16 protein-coding genes are annotated in these 16,145 nt (G+C 57.5%); 10 read left to right on the top strand and 6 right to left on the bottom strand.

All coding sequences use genetic code 11. The features are described 5' to 3' along the window. Positions 1-26 precede the first annotated feature (26 nt). The 3 genes from M9920_03865 (at position 27) to M9920_03855 (ending at position 2,237) form a co-directional block, all read left to right on the top strand. On the top strand, positions 27-989 hold the full coding sequence (locus M9920_03865; GenBank protein ID MCO5051418.1) for a ketose-bisphosphate aldolase: 963 nt from the start codon (positions 27-29) through the stop codon (positions 987-989). A 325-nt stretch (positions 990-1,314) separates the two neighbouring features. Continuing rightward, positions 1,315-1,782 carry an Hsp20/alpha crystallin family protein gene (locus M9920_03860; GenBank protein MCO5051417.1) on the top strand — a complete coding sequence of 156 codons (468 nt, stop codon included), beginning with the start codon at positions 1,315-1,317 and terminating at the stop codon, positions 1,780-1,782. A 71-nt stretch (positions 1,783-1,853) separates the two neighbouring features. Then, on the top strand, positions 1,854-2,237 hold the full coding sequence (locus M9920_03855) for an Hsp20/alpha crystallin family protein (GenBank protein ID MCO5051416.1): 384 nt from the start codon (positions 1,854-1,856) through the stop codon (positions 2,235-2,237). Positions 2,238-2,341: 104 nt separating this feature from the next. On the opposite strand, the gene M9920_03850 is transcribed toward M9920_03855, so the two are convergent. From M9920_03850 to M9920_03840, 3 genes are read right to left on the bottom strand one after another with little or no spacing between them, the layout of a single operon-like run. Beyond that, entirely contained in the window at positions 2,342-2,671 is a 330-nt protein-coding gene (locus M9920_03850) for a hypothetical protein (protein MCO5051415.1), read from the bottom strand. Then, a complete protein-coding gene (locus M9920_03845; protein MCO5051414.1) occupies positions 2,668-3,354 on the bottom strand; it encodes a DUF4956 domain-containing protein in 687 nt (228 codons plus the stop codon). Before M9920_03845 ends, M9920_03850 begins: the two co-directional genes overlap by 4 nt. Before the next feature lie 22 nt (positions 3,355-3,376). Then, positions 3,377-4,168: a polyphosphate polymerase domain-containing protein gene (locus M9920_03840; GenBank protein MCO5051413.1), complete on the bottom strand. Its 792-nt coding sequence runs from the start codon at positions 4,166-4,168 to the stop codon at positions 3,377-3,379. Positions 4,169-4,413: 245 nt separating this feature from the next. Between M9920_03840 and M9920_03835 the strand changes: the two genes are divergently transcribed. The 5 genes from M9920_03835 (at position 4,414) to M9920_03815 (ending at position 8,839) form a co-directional block, all read left to right on the top strand. Next, positions 4,414-5,574, top strand: coding sequence for a Gfo/Idh/MocA family oxidoreductase (locus M9920_03835; protein MCO5051412.1), 1,161 nt, complete (start codon positions 4,414-4,416; stop codon positions 5,572-5,574). 35 nt (positions 5,575-5,609) lie between these two features. After that, the gene (locus tag M9920_03830) at positions 5,610-6,044 is read left to right on the top strand and encodes a hypothetical protein (GenBank protein MCO5051411.1); all 435 of its coding nucleotides are present in this window, start codon (positions 5,610-5,612) and stop codon (positions 6,042-6,044) included. A gap of 57 nt (positions 6,045-6,101) precedes the next feature. Further along, on the top strand, positions 6,102-6,422 hold the full coding sequence (locus tag M9920_03825) for a hypothetical protein (protein MCO5051410.1): 321 nt from the start codon (positions 6,102-6,104) through the stop codon (positions 6,420-6,422). Positions 6,423-6,943: 521 nt separating this feature from the next. Next, positions 6,944-8,521 (top strand): FAD-dependent oxidoreductase, encoded by a 1,578-nt coding sequence (locus tag M9920_03820; GenBank protein MCO5051409.1) that lies wholly within the window; start codon positions 6,944-6,946, stop codon positions 8,519-8,521. A gap of 117 nt (positions 8,522-8,638) precedes the next feature. After that, positions 8,639-8,839, top strand: coding sequence for a hypothetical protein (locus M9920_03815; GenBank protein MCO5051408.1), 201 nt, complete (start codon positions 8,639-8,641; stop codon positions 8,837-8,839). A gap of 18 nt (positions 8,840-8,857) precedes the next feature. Here the strand turns inward: M9920_03815 and M9920_03810 are convergent, their stop codons facing one another. Beyond that, entirely contained in the window at positions 8,858-11,227 is a 2,370-nt protein-coding gene (locus M9920_03810; GenBank protein MCO5051407.1) for a heavy metal translocating P-type ATPase, read from the bottom strand. 138 nt (positions 11,228-11,365) lie between these two features. Continuing rightward, positions 11,366-12,136 carry an AMP nucleosidase gene (locus M9920_03805; protein MCO5051406.1) on the bottom strand — a complete coding sequence of 257 codons (771 nt, stop codon included), beginning with the start codon at positions 12,134-12,136 and terminating at the stop codon, positions 11,366-11,368. A gap of 237 nt (positions 12,137-12,373) precedes the next feature. Between M9920_03805 and proB the strand changes: the two genes are divergently transcribed. Further along, complete coding sequence (gene proB, locus M9920_03800; protein ID MCO5051405.1) at positions 12,374-13,450, top strand: glutamate 5-kinase; 1,077 nt, start codon at positions 12,374-12,376, stop codon at positions 13,448-13,450. 51 nt (positions 13,451-13,501) lie between these two features. After that, positions 13,502-14,155: a MazG family protein gene (locus tag M9920_03795; GenBank protein ID MCO5051404.1), complete on the top strand. Its 654-nt coding sequence runs from the start codon at positions 13,502-13,504 to the stop codon at positions 14,153-14,155. A 1-nt stretch (position 14,156) separates the two neighbouring features. Here M9920_03795 and M9920_03790 read toward each other — a convergent pair whose 3' ends face one another. Continuing rightward, complete coding sequence (locus M9920_03790) at positions 14,157-16,064, bottom strand: glycoside hydrolase (protein ID MCO5051403.1); 1,908 nt, start codon at positions 16,062-16,064, stop codon at positions 14,157-14,159. Positions 16,065-16,145: the final 81 nt, after the last annotated feature.

The raw sequence follows: 16,145 nt of genomic DNA, 5'->3' as shown, positions 1-16,145 counted from the left end.
CGGGCGCAGACATATCTTGATACATTATGCCACTGACACATACCAAAGACCTGTTCGCGAAAGCCCTCCAAGGCAAATACGCCATCGGCGCTTTTAACGTCAACAACATGGAATTGATCCAAGGGATCGTGGAGGCTTGCGAGGAGGAGAAGGCCCCGCTGATCTTGCAAATTTCCCGGGGTGCGCGGCAGTATGCGAACCCCGTTTATCTCAAGAAGCTCATCGAAGCCGCGGTGAGTCTGAGCAACATTCCGATCGCGGTGCATCTCGACCATGGGGACACCTTCGAGTTGTGCAAAGAGTGCATTGACGAAGGCTTCACCAGCGTGATGATTGACGCTTCGCACGAGCCATTCGAGAAGAATGTCGAGATCACCCGTAAAGTGGTGGAATACGCTCACAAACATAATTGTTCGGTGGAATCCGAGCTGGGCCACCTGGTCGGCGCGCAGTTTGACGACGGCGAGGAAGGCGGCGCTCATTCGTCCAGCGGACACTACACCAACCCCGAGGAAGCGGTTAAATTTGTGCGCGCGACCGGTTGCGATTCTCTGGCGGTCGCGATTGGCAACAGCCACGGCGCCTACAAATTCAAAGGCGAACAACACCTGGACCTCGAACGGCTCAAGCTGATCAAAAAAGCGCTCTCCGAAGCCGGCTTGGGTGATTATCCACTGGTGCTGCATGGAGCCTCCAGCGTTCCGCAATACCTGGCGGACGACATCAACAAGTACGGCGGCAACATGCCCGATACGAAAGGCGTTCCCGAGGAAGACATTGAAATTGCGCGGCGCGTGGGTTGCACCAAGGTGAATATTGATACGGACTTGCGCATGGCGATGACCGCAGCAATTCGGAAAGCCTTTGCGGAAAATCCGAAGGAGTTTGATCCGCGCAAATACTTGGGGCCAGCTCGGAAGTTGGTCAAAGATCTGGTGCGTCACAAAGTGACCGATGTTCTTTGCTGCGCCGGCCACGCTTTTGACTAATCACAAACTGCTTTCTTGCGCCCCGAATCGCTCTGATTCGGGGCTTTCTTTTTGTCCAATTCAACGACCTTCCGGAATCTCCGTGATTCGATAAAACCGAAAAATTGTGGCGGTATCCATTAGGTCTCGGTTAGCGCAAAATTGACACACTCGAAATTTGATTGGCTCAAATAAAATGTCTAAATGACACATTTCGAAAGTGTGTATTTCAAGAAAACACCTTATTTATTGAAGATTTCGCAGATTTTTAAATTGGTATTGGAAAAGCTAAATTATTTTTGTTGAGAGAGCGAAAACTTAACCAAGAAATAGAGAGGAGAACATTATGAACATCGTAAAATGGCAAAGACCAACACTGGCAAACTGGTCGGGTTTCGGAAGGCTGTCAGACCTGCGCGACGAGATTGATCGTCTGTTCGATTCCCCGTTGAGTGAACTGACCAAGACTTCCGATTTACTGGCAGGTTGGACGCCGGCATTGGATGTCTATGAGGATAAGGATAACTACACGGTCAAGGCTGAATTGCCCGGTATGAAGAAAGAGGACATCGAAGTGTCCCTGCATGAAGGTGTGCTCAGCATTTCCGGCGAGCGTAAAAGCGAAACCGAAAAGGAAGACACCGAAGTGTTCCGGGCGGAACGCTTTGTTGGCCGGTTTCAACGCACCGTAACGCTGCCGGCATCGGTGGCCGCGGATAAGGTAAAGGCGGCTTACAAAGATGGAGTTTTGACCATCACGCTGCCGAAAACCGAGGAAGCCAAACCGAAGCAAATTGACGTCGCGGTCAACTAACTGAACCACGGTTCCGGCGGATCGCCAACGCTTCGCCGGAACTCAATCTTTAACAAAGTACGAAATAAATTATGAAAGCGCTGTTTAAGAAAGATTCCGCGCCGCCCGCTCCGGCTCCTGCTGAGACGATTCGATACGTGATGCCGGACGTGAACGTTTACGAAAATAAAGAAGGCTACGTCATCGAAGCGGACATGCCGGGTGTAAGCAAGGACGGTCTCGAAATCACGCTGGCGAATAATGAGATTACCCTGATTGGCCACCAGACCGACGCCGTGGTTCCTGGCACTGCGTTGTATCGTCAACGTCAGGGCTTGGGTTATCGGCGCGTATTTGAACTGGATCCGGTCGTGGATCCGAATCGCATCACCGCGCGAATGCATCAAGGCGTGCTCTTTTTGAGCCTGCCAAAATCGGAAGCGGTCAAGCCGCGAAAGATTGTCGTCAGTGAGTGAAGTGCAGAAACCAAACCAGCGATCTCGCACTTCCTGACGATTCGACCCGCGAAATTTTGTTTCGCGGGTCTTTTTTGTCTGGTGGCCGCTCCAATCGCGACGACTCAGTCGTGCGCGGTTTGCAGTTTGAGTTCGGACATTTTTGACGCGCCGAAATGCGGCGGGCGATTTTCCGGCGCGAGCCGGCCGTTGACGATTCGCGTGGAGGTGTTGCTCCAGTCAGGCGACGTCAACTGTGTTTCGGCTGGGTGCGCCGCGTTGAAGCCACGGGGCGGCGGCGGAGATAAATCCGTGAGGTGCTGCTGTTCTGACCAGAGGAAAGCAACACTGAGGATTGCGGTGCCGAAAACAACGGACGGAAACACCGCCGTACAAAAATGGCGGCACCGTTGGCGGAACGGACTTTTGACCTGCGGCGAACGGAAACGACTCATAGTTCCGATTCGTCTTCGGCGGTCAGGCTGGACGTGCGGGTGACACCGGCGAAGGTTTTCAGTTCCGCCATCAATTCGTGGCTACGCGCCGGATTTCGCAGTAATAACCGGTAGGATAGATCCACGCCTTGCAAGTCCTCGCTCGAGCGTTGACTGGCGCAAAGCACCGAGCGGGCGTGGCGGCGCAGCAGTTGCAGCAACTCCGGCAGTTCCGCCGCCGGACGATTCCAATGCAGGTTCAGGATCAGGTCGTAGCGATGGCGCGTGCCGAATCCGGTCACCCAGAAATACAACATGATGGCCAGGATTGTGAGGCAGCCAATGATGGCCGTGGTGAACTTCGCCGTGCCGCACGCCAGCCCGATGACAATGGTTGCCAGCACGTAGGTCGTATCCAGCGTGTCCCGCAGCACGCTGCGAAATCGAACCATTGCAAAAATCGCCATCAACCCAAACGCCACCACCAGGTTGTTGGACAGCACCATCATCACCAGCGCCACCAATACCGGCAGGACCGTAAGCGAGTTGACGTAGGAGCGCGAATAGGAGAGTCCCGTGTGAGTAAACATGTAAGCCCACGCCACGGCGTGTCCGCACACAAACGCCAGCAATAATGCCAGCAACAATACGCTGTAATCCGTTGGTACCGCTCCGTAGTCGCCCCTTAAAAACCAATCATTCATTGCTTAAGATCCTGTTCCACGTTCAATTTGCTCTGAAGGCTGCCTGCACGTCCCATTCCGGATCGTGTTGCTGGAAAAACTGCTCGCCGACGGTCGCCACGCCGCCACTGTATTTCATGGCCGCTCCACGCATCAGGTTGAACCGGCTGACCAGCGCATTAAACCAATTCGGGTAGCGCCCTGTAAATTTTAATTCTAAAACGACAAATTCCCGATAAATCCGGATGGGGCGTATCATCTCCGTGACCGCTTCGTTTCCGAAATAGGGTTCCACCTCGATGTTGCGATCCAGCGTCACGCGAATGGAATTGTCGTGCGAGCTGACCCACGCTTCGCGCCAATAATGATTGTGAAGCCGCGGCCGCGCGTTGAGGCGTTGCGCCAACTCGACGAACCGTTGGAGCGAAACGTAGTGCCGTGGTTCGGTGGAGTATAGCTGATCCGGGGCGGGCAGTTGTCCCACCATCACCATCGGAATAATGTCGCGCGGAACGGGCGCGCGCTTTTTCAGGATGGAATTGTCAATGCGCTGTTTGATTTCGCAAAACACGGGTGAATCCGATTTGCCGTCGTAATATCGCAACCGCAATTTGTAGCGATTTTTATCGCCATTGACCGTGGCGTGGTGCGTATCCAGGCCGGACGAATCAAGATAGACGCTATGAATTTCGTAGGAATTATTGGGCTTGCCGATTGAAAAATCGTCCAGCTCCAGGTAGCCGCTCACGAAATCACGCAACGCGGTTACGATCTGCTCCTTGATCAGGTATTTCAGTTCGAACCGTTGCGGTTGTAAGCGATGATCCTGCGCCATACGTCAATTTAATTAGTCATTCATTGTCCGGTTGCCTGTTGCAAAAGAGCAAAACCAATGCCCCTCCTTTACCAATGCCCCCAAGCTTCATTCACTTCTACCACATTTTTAGGCAATTTTGCATCAAAAACTGCGCTTCAGCGCCTACCGATGCAGGACCAATTGCGACGCGGTGTTGCTGCCGATCAGACCGTTCACTGGGGAAAATGCTTCAACCTCATCCAGGCTCCCGCTAACCTGCGGTCATGACATCCGTTCGCGTTGGCATCATCGGCATGGGGAACATCGGAAAACATCACGCCGGTTATTTGTTGGCGGGACAGGTGTCTGAGTGCGAGTTGACGGCGGTTTGCAGTACTTCGCCGCACAAGCTCGCCGATTACGCGGCTAAAGGCGTGAAAGTCTTTGAAAACGCCGAAGCGCTCATCCAATCCGGAGCGGTGGATGCGGTGATTATTGCCACGCCGCATTATCAGCATGTCACCTTGGGGATCGCGGCGTTCGCCGCTGGTTTACACGTCATGGTGGAAAAACCGATTGCCGCGCACAAAGCCGATGGCGAACGGCTGATCGCCGCGCATCAAGAGCATCCCGGATTGCAATTCGCCGGCATGTTCCAACTCCGCCTCGAACCGCGCTACGAGAAAATTCGCGCCTTGCTGCAACAGGGCGAGTTGGGCGAGATCGTCCGTGTCAACTGGGTGAACACCGATTGGTTTCGCAGTGACGCCTACTACGCCAGCAGCGCCTGGCGCGCCACCTGGAAAGGCGAAGGCGGCGGCGTGCTGCTGAACCAGTGTCTCCACAATCTTGATGTTCTCCAATGGTTGTTGGGGCAACCGGCACGCGTCCAAGGCTTCTGCCAGTTGGGCCGGTTCCATCACATCGAAGTGGAAGATCACGTCACCGCCTACCTTGAATGGCCCAATCGCGCCACCGGTGTTTTTGTCAGTTCCACCGGCGAAGTGCCCGGCACCAACCGCTTTGAAATCGTCGGCTCCCGCGGCACGATCATTTTGGAGCCGGACCGCCTGCGCTTCCTGCGTAACGCGGTGGACATGCTGGAATTCAGTCGCACCGCCACCACTGGCTTCAGCAAACCCGAGACGAGCACCACCGAAATCCCCTTCGATAATGCGGCCACGCCGCACGCGACGTTGATGCAAAATTTCGTTAACGCCATCCGCCACGGCGAACCTTTGATCGCGCCCGGCGCCGAGGGGTTGGCCTCGGTGGAACTGGCCAACGCCATGGTTTATTCCTCGCTGCGACGCGAGGCTTTGACGCTGCCGATGAACGGCGTGGCCTGGGAAGTTGAACTGCAACAACTCATTGCCGACTCAAAATTGGAAAAAACAGTCGTGCCGACCGAAGCCAGCGATTTCACCAGCTCCTTTAGGCGCTGAATGATCTACTATTGGGACCAACCTCTGGGTCAGATGTGAAAATTAGAGCGGGAATCAAATTATTGAAAGAGATCGTCGGCTACGGAGAGCCGATCCAAGACTCGGAGCGGTTTGATGCGGTCCTCAAGTTCTACCGCAACAAGGGTGAGCCGCTTGAGTTTGACGCAATTCTACAGGATCCGATTCCTTATATTTTGGAGAATCATGGTAATTCCGTCATTGCTTGGCATGCTCCGAAGATGCACAAGTCGAACATTATTTATGAGCGGAACAGGACTTTGGCGAGGCAAGCAGATGTGCTACCCGGTATTTATTATGCCATCCTGGGAATGAAGACCATGGGCTATCGGCACGTAGCCATTCCTCCTCATCTTTTTGCCCACACCATGCATGAACAGTTTGGGATTGATCGGGAGTCCGTGATTAAAATGGAAGTTTTCCTACTCCGGATATGCCGACAACCCGTGTGACGACAGTTCACATCCTGGTTTTGCCCTGATGAATTTGCAATCAACCTATCCTGAAGCATGAAACCAATCCCGGCGGAAATACTGAGTGCCTTGGAACGTCACTTTCACAAGGTTATTCGTGAGCGGGCGGGTGATCTTCTCCGCGAACTGCCTGAGCTTCAACTCCCGCGCATTGACGCCACGACCTCTCGCTCTGAAAAGCAGCCGACCTGGTTTCCGGTGCCCGGTATGTGCGGCGGCTTTGCCTACTGGTTGGACTGCAGCGGGGAACAGCCCAAGCTTATCAGCAACAGTTGGTGTCGGGTGGTGGTCGGTTCGGGTCAGCGTCACGAGATTGACGTGCAAGGCAGTAAACTTGTCGCTGAAGGTTTTGTGTGATCTGCGGCCGATCAGACGGTCACAAATCCGATTCCGTTATTCCCCATTCTCTGGTCTCCTTGCGAGGATGGTTTGGCATGGTGTCAAACACTGTGACTGGAAACGGTCGCACTCCCCAAAGCTGGATGGATCACCAACCTGGTCGAAAGGACTTGGCAATCCGCGGCGCCGAGAACACAGACCAATCTGGTTCAGAGAGTTGAGGAATTGCCCCCCTTCGGCTCCCGCCCTGTGATTTCGCGCCCTTCGGCAAACCAATGGTCTGTGAAGGAAGCGTGCCTCAGGGATGCGCCTCGGATCCGGAACTTAAGAGTCCGTGTGCGTGGCAACTGTAGATTGCCGTTGTGCAATCGCGCGAGGACAGGCAGTTTCAATCCATGCAACCGCAAGGACAAAATCGTCGGACTTTCTTGAAACAAATCAGCGTCGCGGTCCCGTTGGGGGTGGGCGCGGGGGCATTGACTTCCTGTGCCACGAAAACGACGCCGAGCGTACGACCCCGGAAAAGCGTCGCGAAATCCATGCGCGCCGATCTGGTAATCATCGGTGGCGGTCTGGGCGGTTGCGCTGCGGCGCTCGCCGCCGCCCGAAACGGTTTGCGCGTCATTATGACCGAAGAGACGGATTGGATCGGCGGTCAGCTTACGTCCCAAGCCGTGCCGCCGGATGAAAACCCATGGATCGAAACGTATGGCGGCACGAAAAGTTACCAGGACTTACGCACGCATATTCGTGATTACTATCGGCGTAATTTTCCGTTGATTGAAGCCGCTCGAAACAACGCGTCGTTGAATCCAGGCAACGGCGGAGTCTCGCGGCTTTGTCATGAGCCACGCGTGGCGTTGGCGGCATTGCACGAGATGCTCGCGCCATACGTGGCGAGCGGGCGGGTTCAGATTTTATTGGAGCACACCGCCGTTCACGCCACCGCATCGGGAGATGTCGTGAAGACGGTGTCCGCGCTAAGTCGTCGGTCGGGAAATCCGGTGGAACTGGTCGCGCCCTATTTTATTGATGCCACGGAAACCGGTGAGTTGCTCCCGTTGACCCGCACGGAATACGTGACTGGTGCGGAGGCACAATCGGAAACCGGCGAACCGCACGCCAAACCCACGGCGCAACCGCATAACATGCAAGCGTTCACCTGCTGCTTTGCGATGGAATATCTTCACGGCGAGGATCACACCATCGAGAAACCGCGCGAGTGGGAATTTTGGCGGGATTACCTTCCGCCTGTGAAACCCGCCTGGCCGGGCAAGTTGCTCGATCTGGTTTACTCGCATCCCATCACGCTGGCGCCGCGCAATTACGGCTTTGATCCGGAAAAAGCGACGGGGCTGTTTCATTACCGCCGCATCGTGGATCGGAAAAATTTTGTTCCGGGAACTTTCGGCGGCGATGTATCGCTGGTCAACTGGCCGCAGAACGATTATTTGCCTGGAAATCTGTTCGAGGGGGCGCCGGATGAAGCCGCGCGCCACCTGGCTCGTGCCAAACAGTTGAGTCTTTCACTGCTTTACTGGTTGCAAACCAAAGCGCCGCGACCAGACGGTGGCGAAGGCTGGAAAGGGTTGAAATTGCGCCCGGACCTCGTTGGCACGGAGGATGGACTGGCCAAGTATCCCTACATTCGGGAGAGTCGCCGCATTCGCGCCGTTTTCACGGTGCGGGAACAGCACGTCGGCACGGATGCGCGCGCGGAGTTGCTGGGCCAATCCAAGGATGCGGTCAAGGCGGAGTCTTTTTCCGATACGGTGGGAATTGGCAGTTACCGGATTGATTTGCATCCAAGCTCCGGCGGCGACAACTACATTGATATCGCGTCGCTGCCGTTTCAGATTCCCCTGGGAGCGTTGCTGCCGCAGCGGGTGAAAAATCTTTTGCCGGCCAGCAAAAATCTTGGCGTCACCCACATCACCAACGGTTGCTATCGGTTGCACCCGGTGGAATGGAACATCGGCGAAGCGGCGGGCGCGTTGGTCGCTTACTGCCTCCAGGAAAAGCATGAACCGCACGCGGTGCGGGCGAAGCCGGAATTGTTGCAGGAATTCCAAGCGTGTCTGACCGATCAAGGAGTGCGCCTGCATTGGCCCGCCTGAAGAACGGATGAAATCGCGGCACGTTGCAGCACCCCAGCCATGCTGATCTTCGCCGGCACGGAAAAAATGCAACTCAACCAGACTTTACATCAGCGGGCGGACTGCCATAAATAACGCATGAGTTTGGGCGAACTGGTGATCATCGCGGTGGGCGGCGTGTTGCTGGTGGTGATGGGTTTGCGGTTGGCGCGGAAATTATTTTCCGCTACGGCGCGTCAAGAGCGCCGCCGCCGACGCAACCACTCTCGCGTCACCACCAAGGTCGCCCGTCCCATGGTCAAATTCAGCGTGAAAACGCCCAAGCGCCGCCGCAAGTAATCCGCCCTTGGCGCCCCATCATTCCTTCCGCGCCGGACCGCTGAACAACAAGCGCAGACTGTTCATCACCACGATCACCGTGCTGCCCTCGTGTCCCACCACCCCGACGGGCAGTGGAATTCGCCCCAGCAAGGCAAAGGTCACCAGCACCACGACGGTGCTCAGCGAGACGACCAGATTCTGCCGAATGATGCGGCGGGCGCGTTGGCTGAGGCGGAAGGCGGCCAGAAAATTTTCCAGCCGATCGTACATCAAAACCACGTCGGCCTGTTCCAGCGCCGCGTCCGAACCGCGCGCGCCCATCGCCACGCCGACATGCGCCACGGCCAGACTCGGAGCGTCATTGACACCGTCGCCCACCATCGCCACGCGGTTGCCTTGCTGGCTGAGCGCCATAATGGCGGCGACTTTTTCCTCGGGCTTCAATTCCGCGCGCACTTCGTCGAGGTGCAGTTGCGTTTTGAGATGTTCAGCCGTGGCCTGGCGATCGCCCGTGAGCACCAGTGTTTGGAGGCCGCTGCGTTTCAAGGCCGCGACGACCTGCCCGGCTTGCGGACGAATATCGTCGCGCAAAACGATGCGGCCCAGCAAACCTTCGCGCGCCAGCCAGACTTCGGAAGCGCCCGCATCCGCACCGGCTGCCGGCAGTTCGTCTGCGCTTGAACCGGAAGGAGTGGTCGCCAACCCGGTTGTCTCGCGCCATCCAATCACCCAATCGCGCCGGCCCAGCAGTACGGCAGTTCCATTTTGCCGTGCGCGCAAACCCTGTCCGGTTACGGATTCGAATTGCTCAAACTCAGCGGCCTCGAATTGTTGTTGTTTGCCATAACGGGTAATGGCGCGAGCCAGGGGATGCGCGGACAACTTTTCCAGGGAGTACGCCAGGCGGGCAATTTCCGTTTCGCGCCCCGGCGGAAAGCTTTCAACCTTTTCCACCCGTAATTCGCCCGTGGTCAACGTGCCGGTTTTATCCAGCGCCACGACGTTTACATCCGCCAGTTTTTCCACCGCCGCGCCGCCGCGAATCAGCACGCCGTGTCGCGCGCCGAACGCAATGGCCGCCAGCACCGCCGAGGGAATGGAAAGCACCAACGCGCAGGGCGAGGCCACCACCAGCAGCGTCATGGCGCGATAAAACGCGCTGTGCGCCGCTGCCGTGGAGGTGAACGGCGGCAGTCCGAAACCCTGCCACCAGACGAAGAACATCACCAGCGACAGGCCAAGCACCGCGTAGGTGTAAAGGGTGCCGAATTTGTCGGTGAAGCGTTGCGAGGGCGCTTTCTGATGCTGCGCTTCGCGAATCAGATGAATGATTTTTTGCAACGCGCTTTCGGTGACCGGGCGTAGCACGGTTGCGTCCACGGCGCCCCAAAGATTCATCGTGCCGGCCAATACGGTGTCGCCGATGGTTTTTTCCACCGGTGTCGCCTCGCCGGTGAGATTGGATTCATCGGCGGCGGTGTTTCCCTTGAACACCTCGGCATCCACCGGGAATTGCGCGTCGGGTTTGATCCGCAATTTCATACCCGGCTGCAAACGCGCAACGGGAAGCTCACGTTCGTTTCCGGCGTCATCCAGCGTCGTGGCCACCTTGGGCGCTTCGCGAAACAGCGCACGAATTTCCTTCTGCGTCCGGCCGAGCGCGAAGTGTTCCAGCCCACCCGACAACGAGAAAAGGAAAAGCAACATCGCGCCTTCACCCCAGGCGCCGATGCTGGCCGCGCCGAGCGCCACCGCCAGCATGAGAAAGTGAACGTCAATCGCGCGCTGCCGCAATCGTTCCCAAACTTCTTCCGCCGGAAACCAACCGCCCGCCAGATAGGCCGCCACGAAACTCGCCACCCCGAGACCAGCGCGACCGGATTGCGTCAGGAAATAACCGGTCAGCCCGAAGCCGCCGCAGAGCGCCGCCGCCAGCAATTGCGCCTTCCATTCACCAACTGGTTCCTCGGCGTCCTCCAGAAACTCGACGTCGCGCTGGACCACTTTGGGCAGCGGCCAATCGCGCCAGCGCCAGAAACTGGGTGCCGTGGGACAGGTGACGCGGGCAATGGTGGTGGTGTCGCCAGCGTGAGTGATGGTGATTTGCCGTCGTTCGGCTTCCGAGAGCGTCACGTCACAAGTGCGACAGTCCTCGGTACCGGTCAACAACGCGCAGGCTTGATCAGCGGGCACGGTGGTCGCAGCTTGCAGGCTCGCCGTGATGCGCTGGTCCAACTGGGCCTGATCCACCCGACCGATGGTGGCCACGGAAACGACGCGCCGCGACCGATCAATTGTCACCGCTTCGAGCGTGGGGTCCTCGGCCAAGGCCCGAGCTACCGAACGCGCCAGGCAAATTTTTGGGGCCGCCGGGTCCGGTGGTTTCGACTCCACGGATTCACTCATAAAAAGTCTTTGGATGTTTGGCAGATCACCGCCATAACGGGAACGGACAATCCTTTCCGTCTCCGCCAGCATAGTGGCAAGCGAAGGCCGGGCAACTCAACTCCGGGATTGGGGCATTCCGAGCGTGGCGGATCGCGGTCAGAACCGCAGGTGTTTCACCGTAAGACCGCGATTGATCAGTTGCTTGAGCGAATCAATTCCGATGCGTAAATGTTTGTCGGCAAATTGCTGCGTGACCTTGCGATCACTTTTAGCGGTCTTGATTCCGTCCGGCACCATGGGTTGATCAGAAACCAGCAACAGCGCCCCCGTGGGAATTTCGTTGTAAAAGCCGGTGATGAAAATCGTCGCGGTTTCCATGTCAATTCCGATACAGCGGATTTTGCGCAGGTACTCCTTGAATTTGCGATCGTGTTCCCAGACCCGGCGGTTGGTGGTATAAACCGTGCCGGTCCAATAATCCCGGTGATGATCGCGGATGGTGGTGGAGATGGCCTTTTGCAGACTGAATGCCGGCAACGCGGGCACTTCCGGTGGATAATAGTCGTTCGACGCGCCGTCGCCGCGAATTGCCGCAATGGGGAGGACGAGGTTGCCGAGCGTGGCGACGTGTTTGACGCCGCCGCATTTGCCGAGGAACAGCGCGGCTTCCGGTTTGATTGCGGTCAACAAATCCATGACCGTGGCGGCATTGGCGCTGCCCATGCCGAAATTGATGATGGTGATGCCGTTGGCGGTGGCGTTGGGCATGGGACAATCCCGTCCGCGAATGGGCACTTGGTGCCAGCGCGCAAACCGCTCGACATAATTGTTAAAGTTGACGAGTAAAATGTGTTTGCCGAACTCCCGGAGCGGCGTGCCGGTGTAGCGCGGCAGCCAGTTCGCCACAATGTCCGCCTTGGTTTTCATGTTTTATTCGCTCGTGTTTCACATGAAAACCCGCGCCGCGCAAGTGGAATCGGAAGTGGAAACCGTGTTGTCATTCGTGGTACGATTCGCAGTTTGAAAGCTGGCGGCTGTAGTGGTTGCAAGCGGCGTTCTTGAGTTGGTTACCTCACCTGGTGAACCCACGCGGACGGATGGGGACGGTTGTTGTCTGTCGAGTCCCGCCTCGACACGACTGGTCCGGTTTGCTAACAAACCGCCGTGCGTTCGGAATTACTCCAACCCGTTTCCCGCGTCGTCGTCAAGCTGGGCACGGGGATTCTTACTGATGACCACAAGCGACTGGACCCCGCGCAACTGGAACAGCTCGTCGCTCAAGTAGCCGCCTTGCGCCGCGCTGGAAAAGAGGTGGTGCTGGTTTCGAGCGGCGCCGTCGGTGCGGGGATGGGTGCGCTCGGTTTCAAAACCCGCCCCACCGAACTCGCGGATAAGCAGGCGTGCGCCGCCGTGGGGCAGTCGCGGTTGATGTCGGCCTACGATAAGTTGTTCGCCAAACATCATTTGGTCGTGGCGCAGGTCTTGTTGACCCACGAGGATTTGGAGCATCACGAGCGCTACCTCAACGCGCGGAATACATTGGTCACCTTGCTGCGACGCGGCGTTGTGCCCATCGTCAATGAGAACGACACTGTGTCCTTCACCGAAATCAAGGTCGGTGATAACGACACGCTTTCCGCGCTCGTGGCGACTTTGTTACCCGCGGATTTATTGGTGATACTCACGTCCGTGGAGGGAGTGATTAAAAATTTCGGCACGGCGCAGGCCCGGGTGATCCCCCTCGTCAAGCGGGTGGACGCGGAACTGGAAAAGCTGGCTGGCGGCACGACGAGCGTCACGGCGGTCGGGGGCATGGTGACTAAGATTCAAGCGGCAAAAATCGTGGTGCGCTCCGGCATTCCGCTGGTGATTGCGTCGGGGCGCAAACGCAAAGTGCTGGCGAACATTCTGGCGGGCGCGGATGAAGGCACGCTGTTTGTCGCGCGCGAAGGACGGTTGCGCGGGCGGAAACGCTGGATTGCGTTCTTTCATCATCCCAAGGGCGCTTTGTTTGTGGATGCCGGGGCGAAGCAGGCCTTGCGCGCGGCGGGAAAAAGTTTATTGCCGCCGGGCGTAACGCGGTGTGAAGGCGAGTTTGCGGCGGGCGACGTGGTGCGAATTTGTGATCAGGACGGGCTGGAGTTCGCTCGAGGCATCACGCGGTTTGATTCGGCGGCGGTGTGCGCGCGCCAGTTGCCCAAGGCAGAATTGGTGCATCGCGATGATTTGGTGATTTTATGATTGGCGCCGCCCGTGTTGAAAATTTGTGCGCTCGCAAATCGCATGTCGTAAATGAAAAAGAAACCTGCCATTGAAGATTTATTGCGCGTCATGGCCCAACTGCGCTCGCCGCAGGGCTGTCCGTGGGATCGCGAGCAGTCGCATATGACGCTCCGGCGCCATGTGATTGAAGAAGTCTATGAACTGATTGACGCCATCGAGGCGCGGGACGATCACGAGATGATCGAGGAACTCGGTGACGTTCTGCTCCAGGTGGTTTTCCACTGCCAGTTGGCGCGCGAACGTGGGGCGTTTGATTTTGAAAACGTCACCCGCCAACTCGTGAACAAATTGATCCGCCGGCATCCGCATGTGTTTGGCAACACCAAGGTTAAGGACGTGGATGAGGTTTGGGCGAATTGGGAACGCATCAAGAAGGCCGAGAAACGGGGGACAAAACACGAGCGTCCTTCCGCGTTGGATGGGATTCCCAAACATTTGCCGGCGTTATTGCGCGCTGAGAAACTGGTGAAGAAAGCGCGCAAGGCAAAGTTGCTGCCAGAATCATCGGCGGCGCGGCGTTCCACCAAAACCGCTTTGGCGAAGGAGTTGTTTGAACTGGCGGCCTACGCGCAAGCGCGCGGCTGGACGGCGGAAACCCTGTTGTCGCAGGAAACCAAGCGGCGCGAACGCCAGTGGCGACAGCAGGAAAAGCGGCGCAGTTAATTTATTTCGCCCGGATGTTCCCGACGAAGCTGATGGGAATGAACACGCCGTTGCCGATGTGTTGCAACTCCACTGCCGCGAGCCGGGCGCCCAGCAGTGCGCCGGTAACTCCAACCGTCGTGCTGGTTCGGGACGAGACGTAGATGTAGCCCGCACTGGCGACGGCAGCGACTGTGGCGCCGTCGGCTGACATGGTCGCGCCGGTGTAAGTCAGGCCCGTGCCGAGATTGTTGCGCGGCAGCCAGGTTGCGCCGGAATCGTTGGAGAGATAAACCCCGCCGTTATTGGCCACAGCTACCATGCGCCCTCCGTCTGCGGAACAGGCAATCCCCGCCCAGTTCAAATTCAACGCGCCGGGCATCCAGTTCCGCCCGAAATCTGTGGAGACCTGGATATCGCCATTAAAACTGCCGGCCGCCATCACGCTGCCATCCGCCGAGACGGTCGCGCAGGTCCAGGACTTGGAGCTTGCGCGATTGGTCCAGGTCGTGCCGCCGTTGTTTGAGACGTAGATGGGGCCGCCTTGCGCGACGGCGATCAGATTCATTCCATCCGCGGACGAACCAACGCCACTCCAGGAAATTGGATTGTTCAAAAAAGTCCAGGTTGCGCCTGAATTGACCGAGATGGCCAGCCCCCCGTTCGGGCTGCCAGCGGCGCAGGCAACCAGCCGGGTTCCGTCCAGCGACGAAGCGATCCCCGTCCAGTTGCGCAGGCCGGACGAACTTTGCTGAGACCAATTGGCGCCGGAGTCGCTGGACGTATGGACGTAACCGCTGCCAGCGACAGTGGCGGCCAGTTTGGTGCCACTGCCTGAAGAAGCGACGGCGCTCCAATTGAGGGATGAAAAGTGCGACGTCCAGGTCGCGCCGTAATTTCCCGAGGTGTAAATTGGTCCGCTACTGACGACGGCGACCATTTTACTGCCGTCCGATGACGCAGCGATGGCTTTCCAAGCGCGCTGACTGTCGTTGGTGGTCCAGCTCGTACCCACACTGGTGAGCAGATTCGCGATAAGGATGGATTGGTTGGCGTTCTGAGCGATGGTCCAGCCCGCTGCGCCACTGGCCGAAACGCGCACGGTTTCGCCGACGCGAATATTGCCGGTGGGCGGCAAGGTTACCACCACCGGCGCATTATCGTTGGTGGCCAAATAACCCGTGTTGGCCAGTGCTTGAATGTTGCTCCCCGTCGGGATGACTTCAAAGATGCGTCCCGGCACATTGGTGAGTCCGCCGCCGTGTCCCGTAAAACTCGCCGCCGTCACGCCGCCTTGGAACACATTGTTCGCCGCGTTAAGTCGGGGCACATTGACGGAAAGTTGGGCGTCGGCGACGATCCCGATCAGATTGGTGGTGGCCAGATTGGTCAACCCGATGCCATTACCGACGAAATTCGAAGCCGTGACGGTGCGGGTGAAACTGGCATCATTGGTGAGCAGGGGGACATTCACGGATAAATTCGTGTCCGAAATTTTGCCGGTGAGATTGGTGGCGTTCAGGAGGCCGGAAACGGACGCGGCGCGGACGGCATACGGCGTGGCGTTCAATGCCTGACGCGGCGTCAACGTGGTGAAAGCGTTGGTGCTGCCGCTGGCGCGCACGCTGATTTCCAACCAACGCGAGCTGCCGTCGAAACTGTTCGCGCCAAAAGTCAGGTCCACCGCGAACAAACCGTTCGTGACTCCGACCGGAGCAATGGCGATGGTGCTGCCCACCTGGCTCCCGGTGGTGACATGGTTGAACAGCGCGAAACGCATCTCGAAAAGTCCGGTCGCCGGAGTGCCGTTGCTCGCCAACTGGCCTTGATAGGTGAACGTCGAAGCCTGTCCCAAAGCGCTCAGAGCCGATAAAGCGAGGCCGCCAACAAGACTCGCCAGTTTCAGTTTTTCCAATCGGATTATCGTCATAGTCGTCGTGCGCTGAGTTTTCATTTTACGCGGACCATCCGGCCCGGTTGCGTTGGTCGGATTGCCCGGTGAAGGGGAAGT

It is taken from the genome of Verrucomicrobiia bacterium (assembly GCA_023953615.1).
Classification (GTDB): domain Bacteria; phylum Verrucomicrobiota; class Verrucomicrobiia; order Limisphaerales; family JADLHS01; genus JADLHS01.
This window is presented reverse-complemented; position numbering and strand designations above follow the sequence as displayed.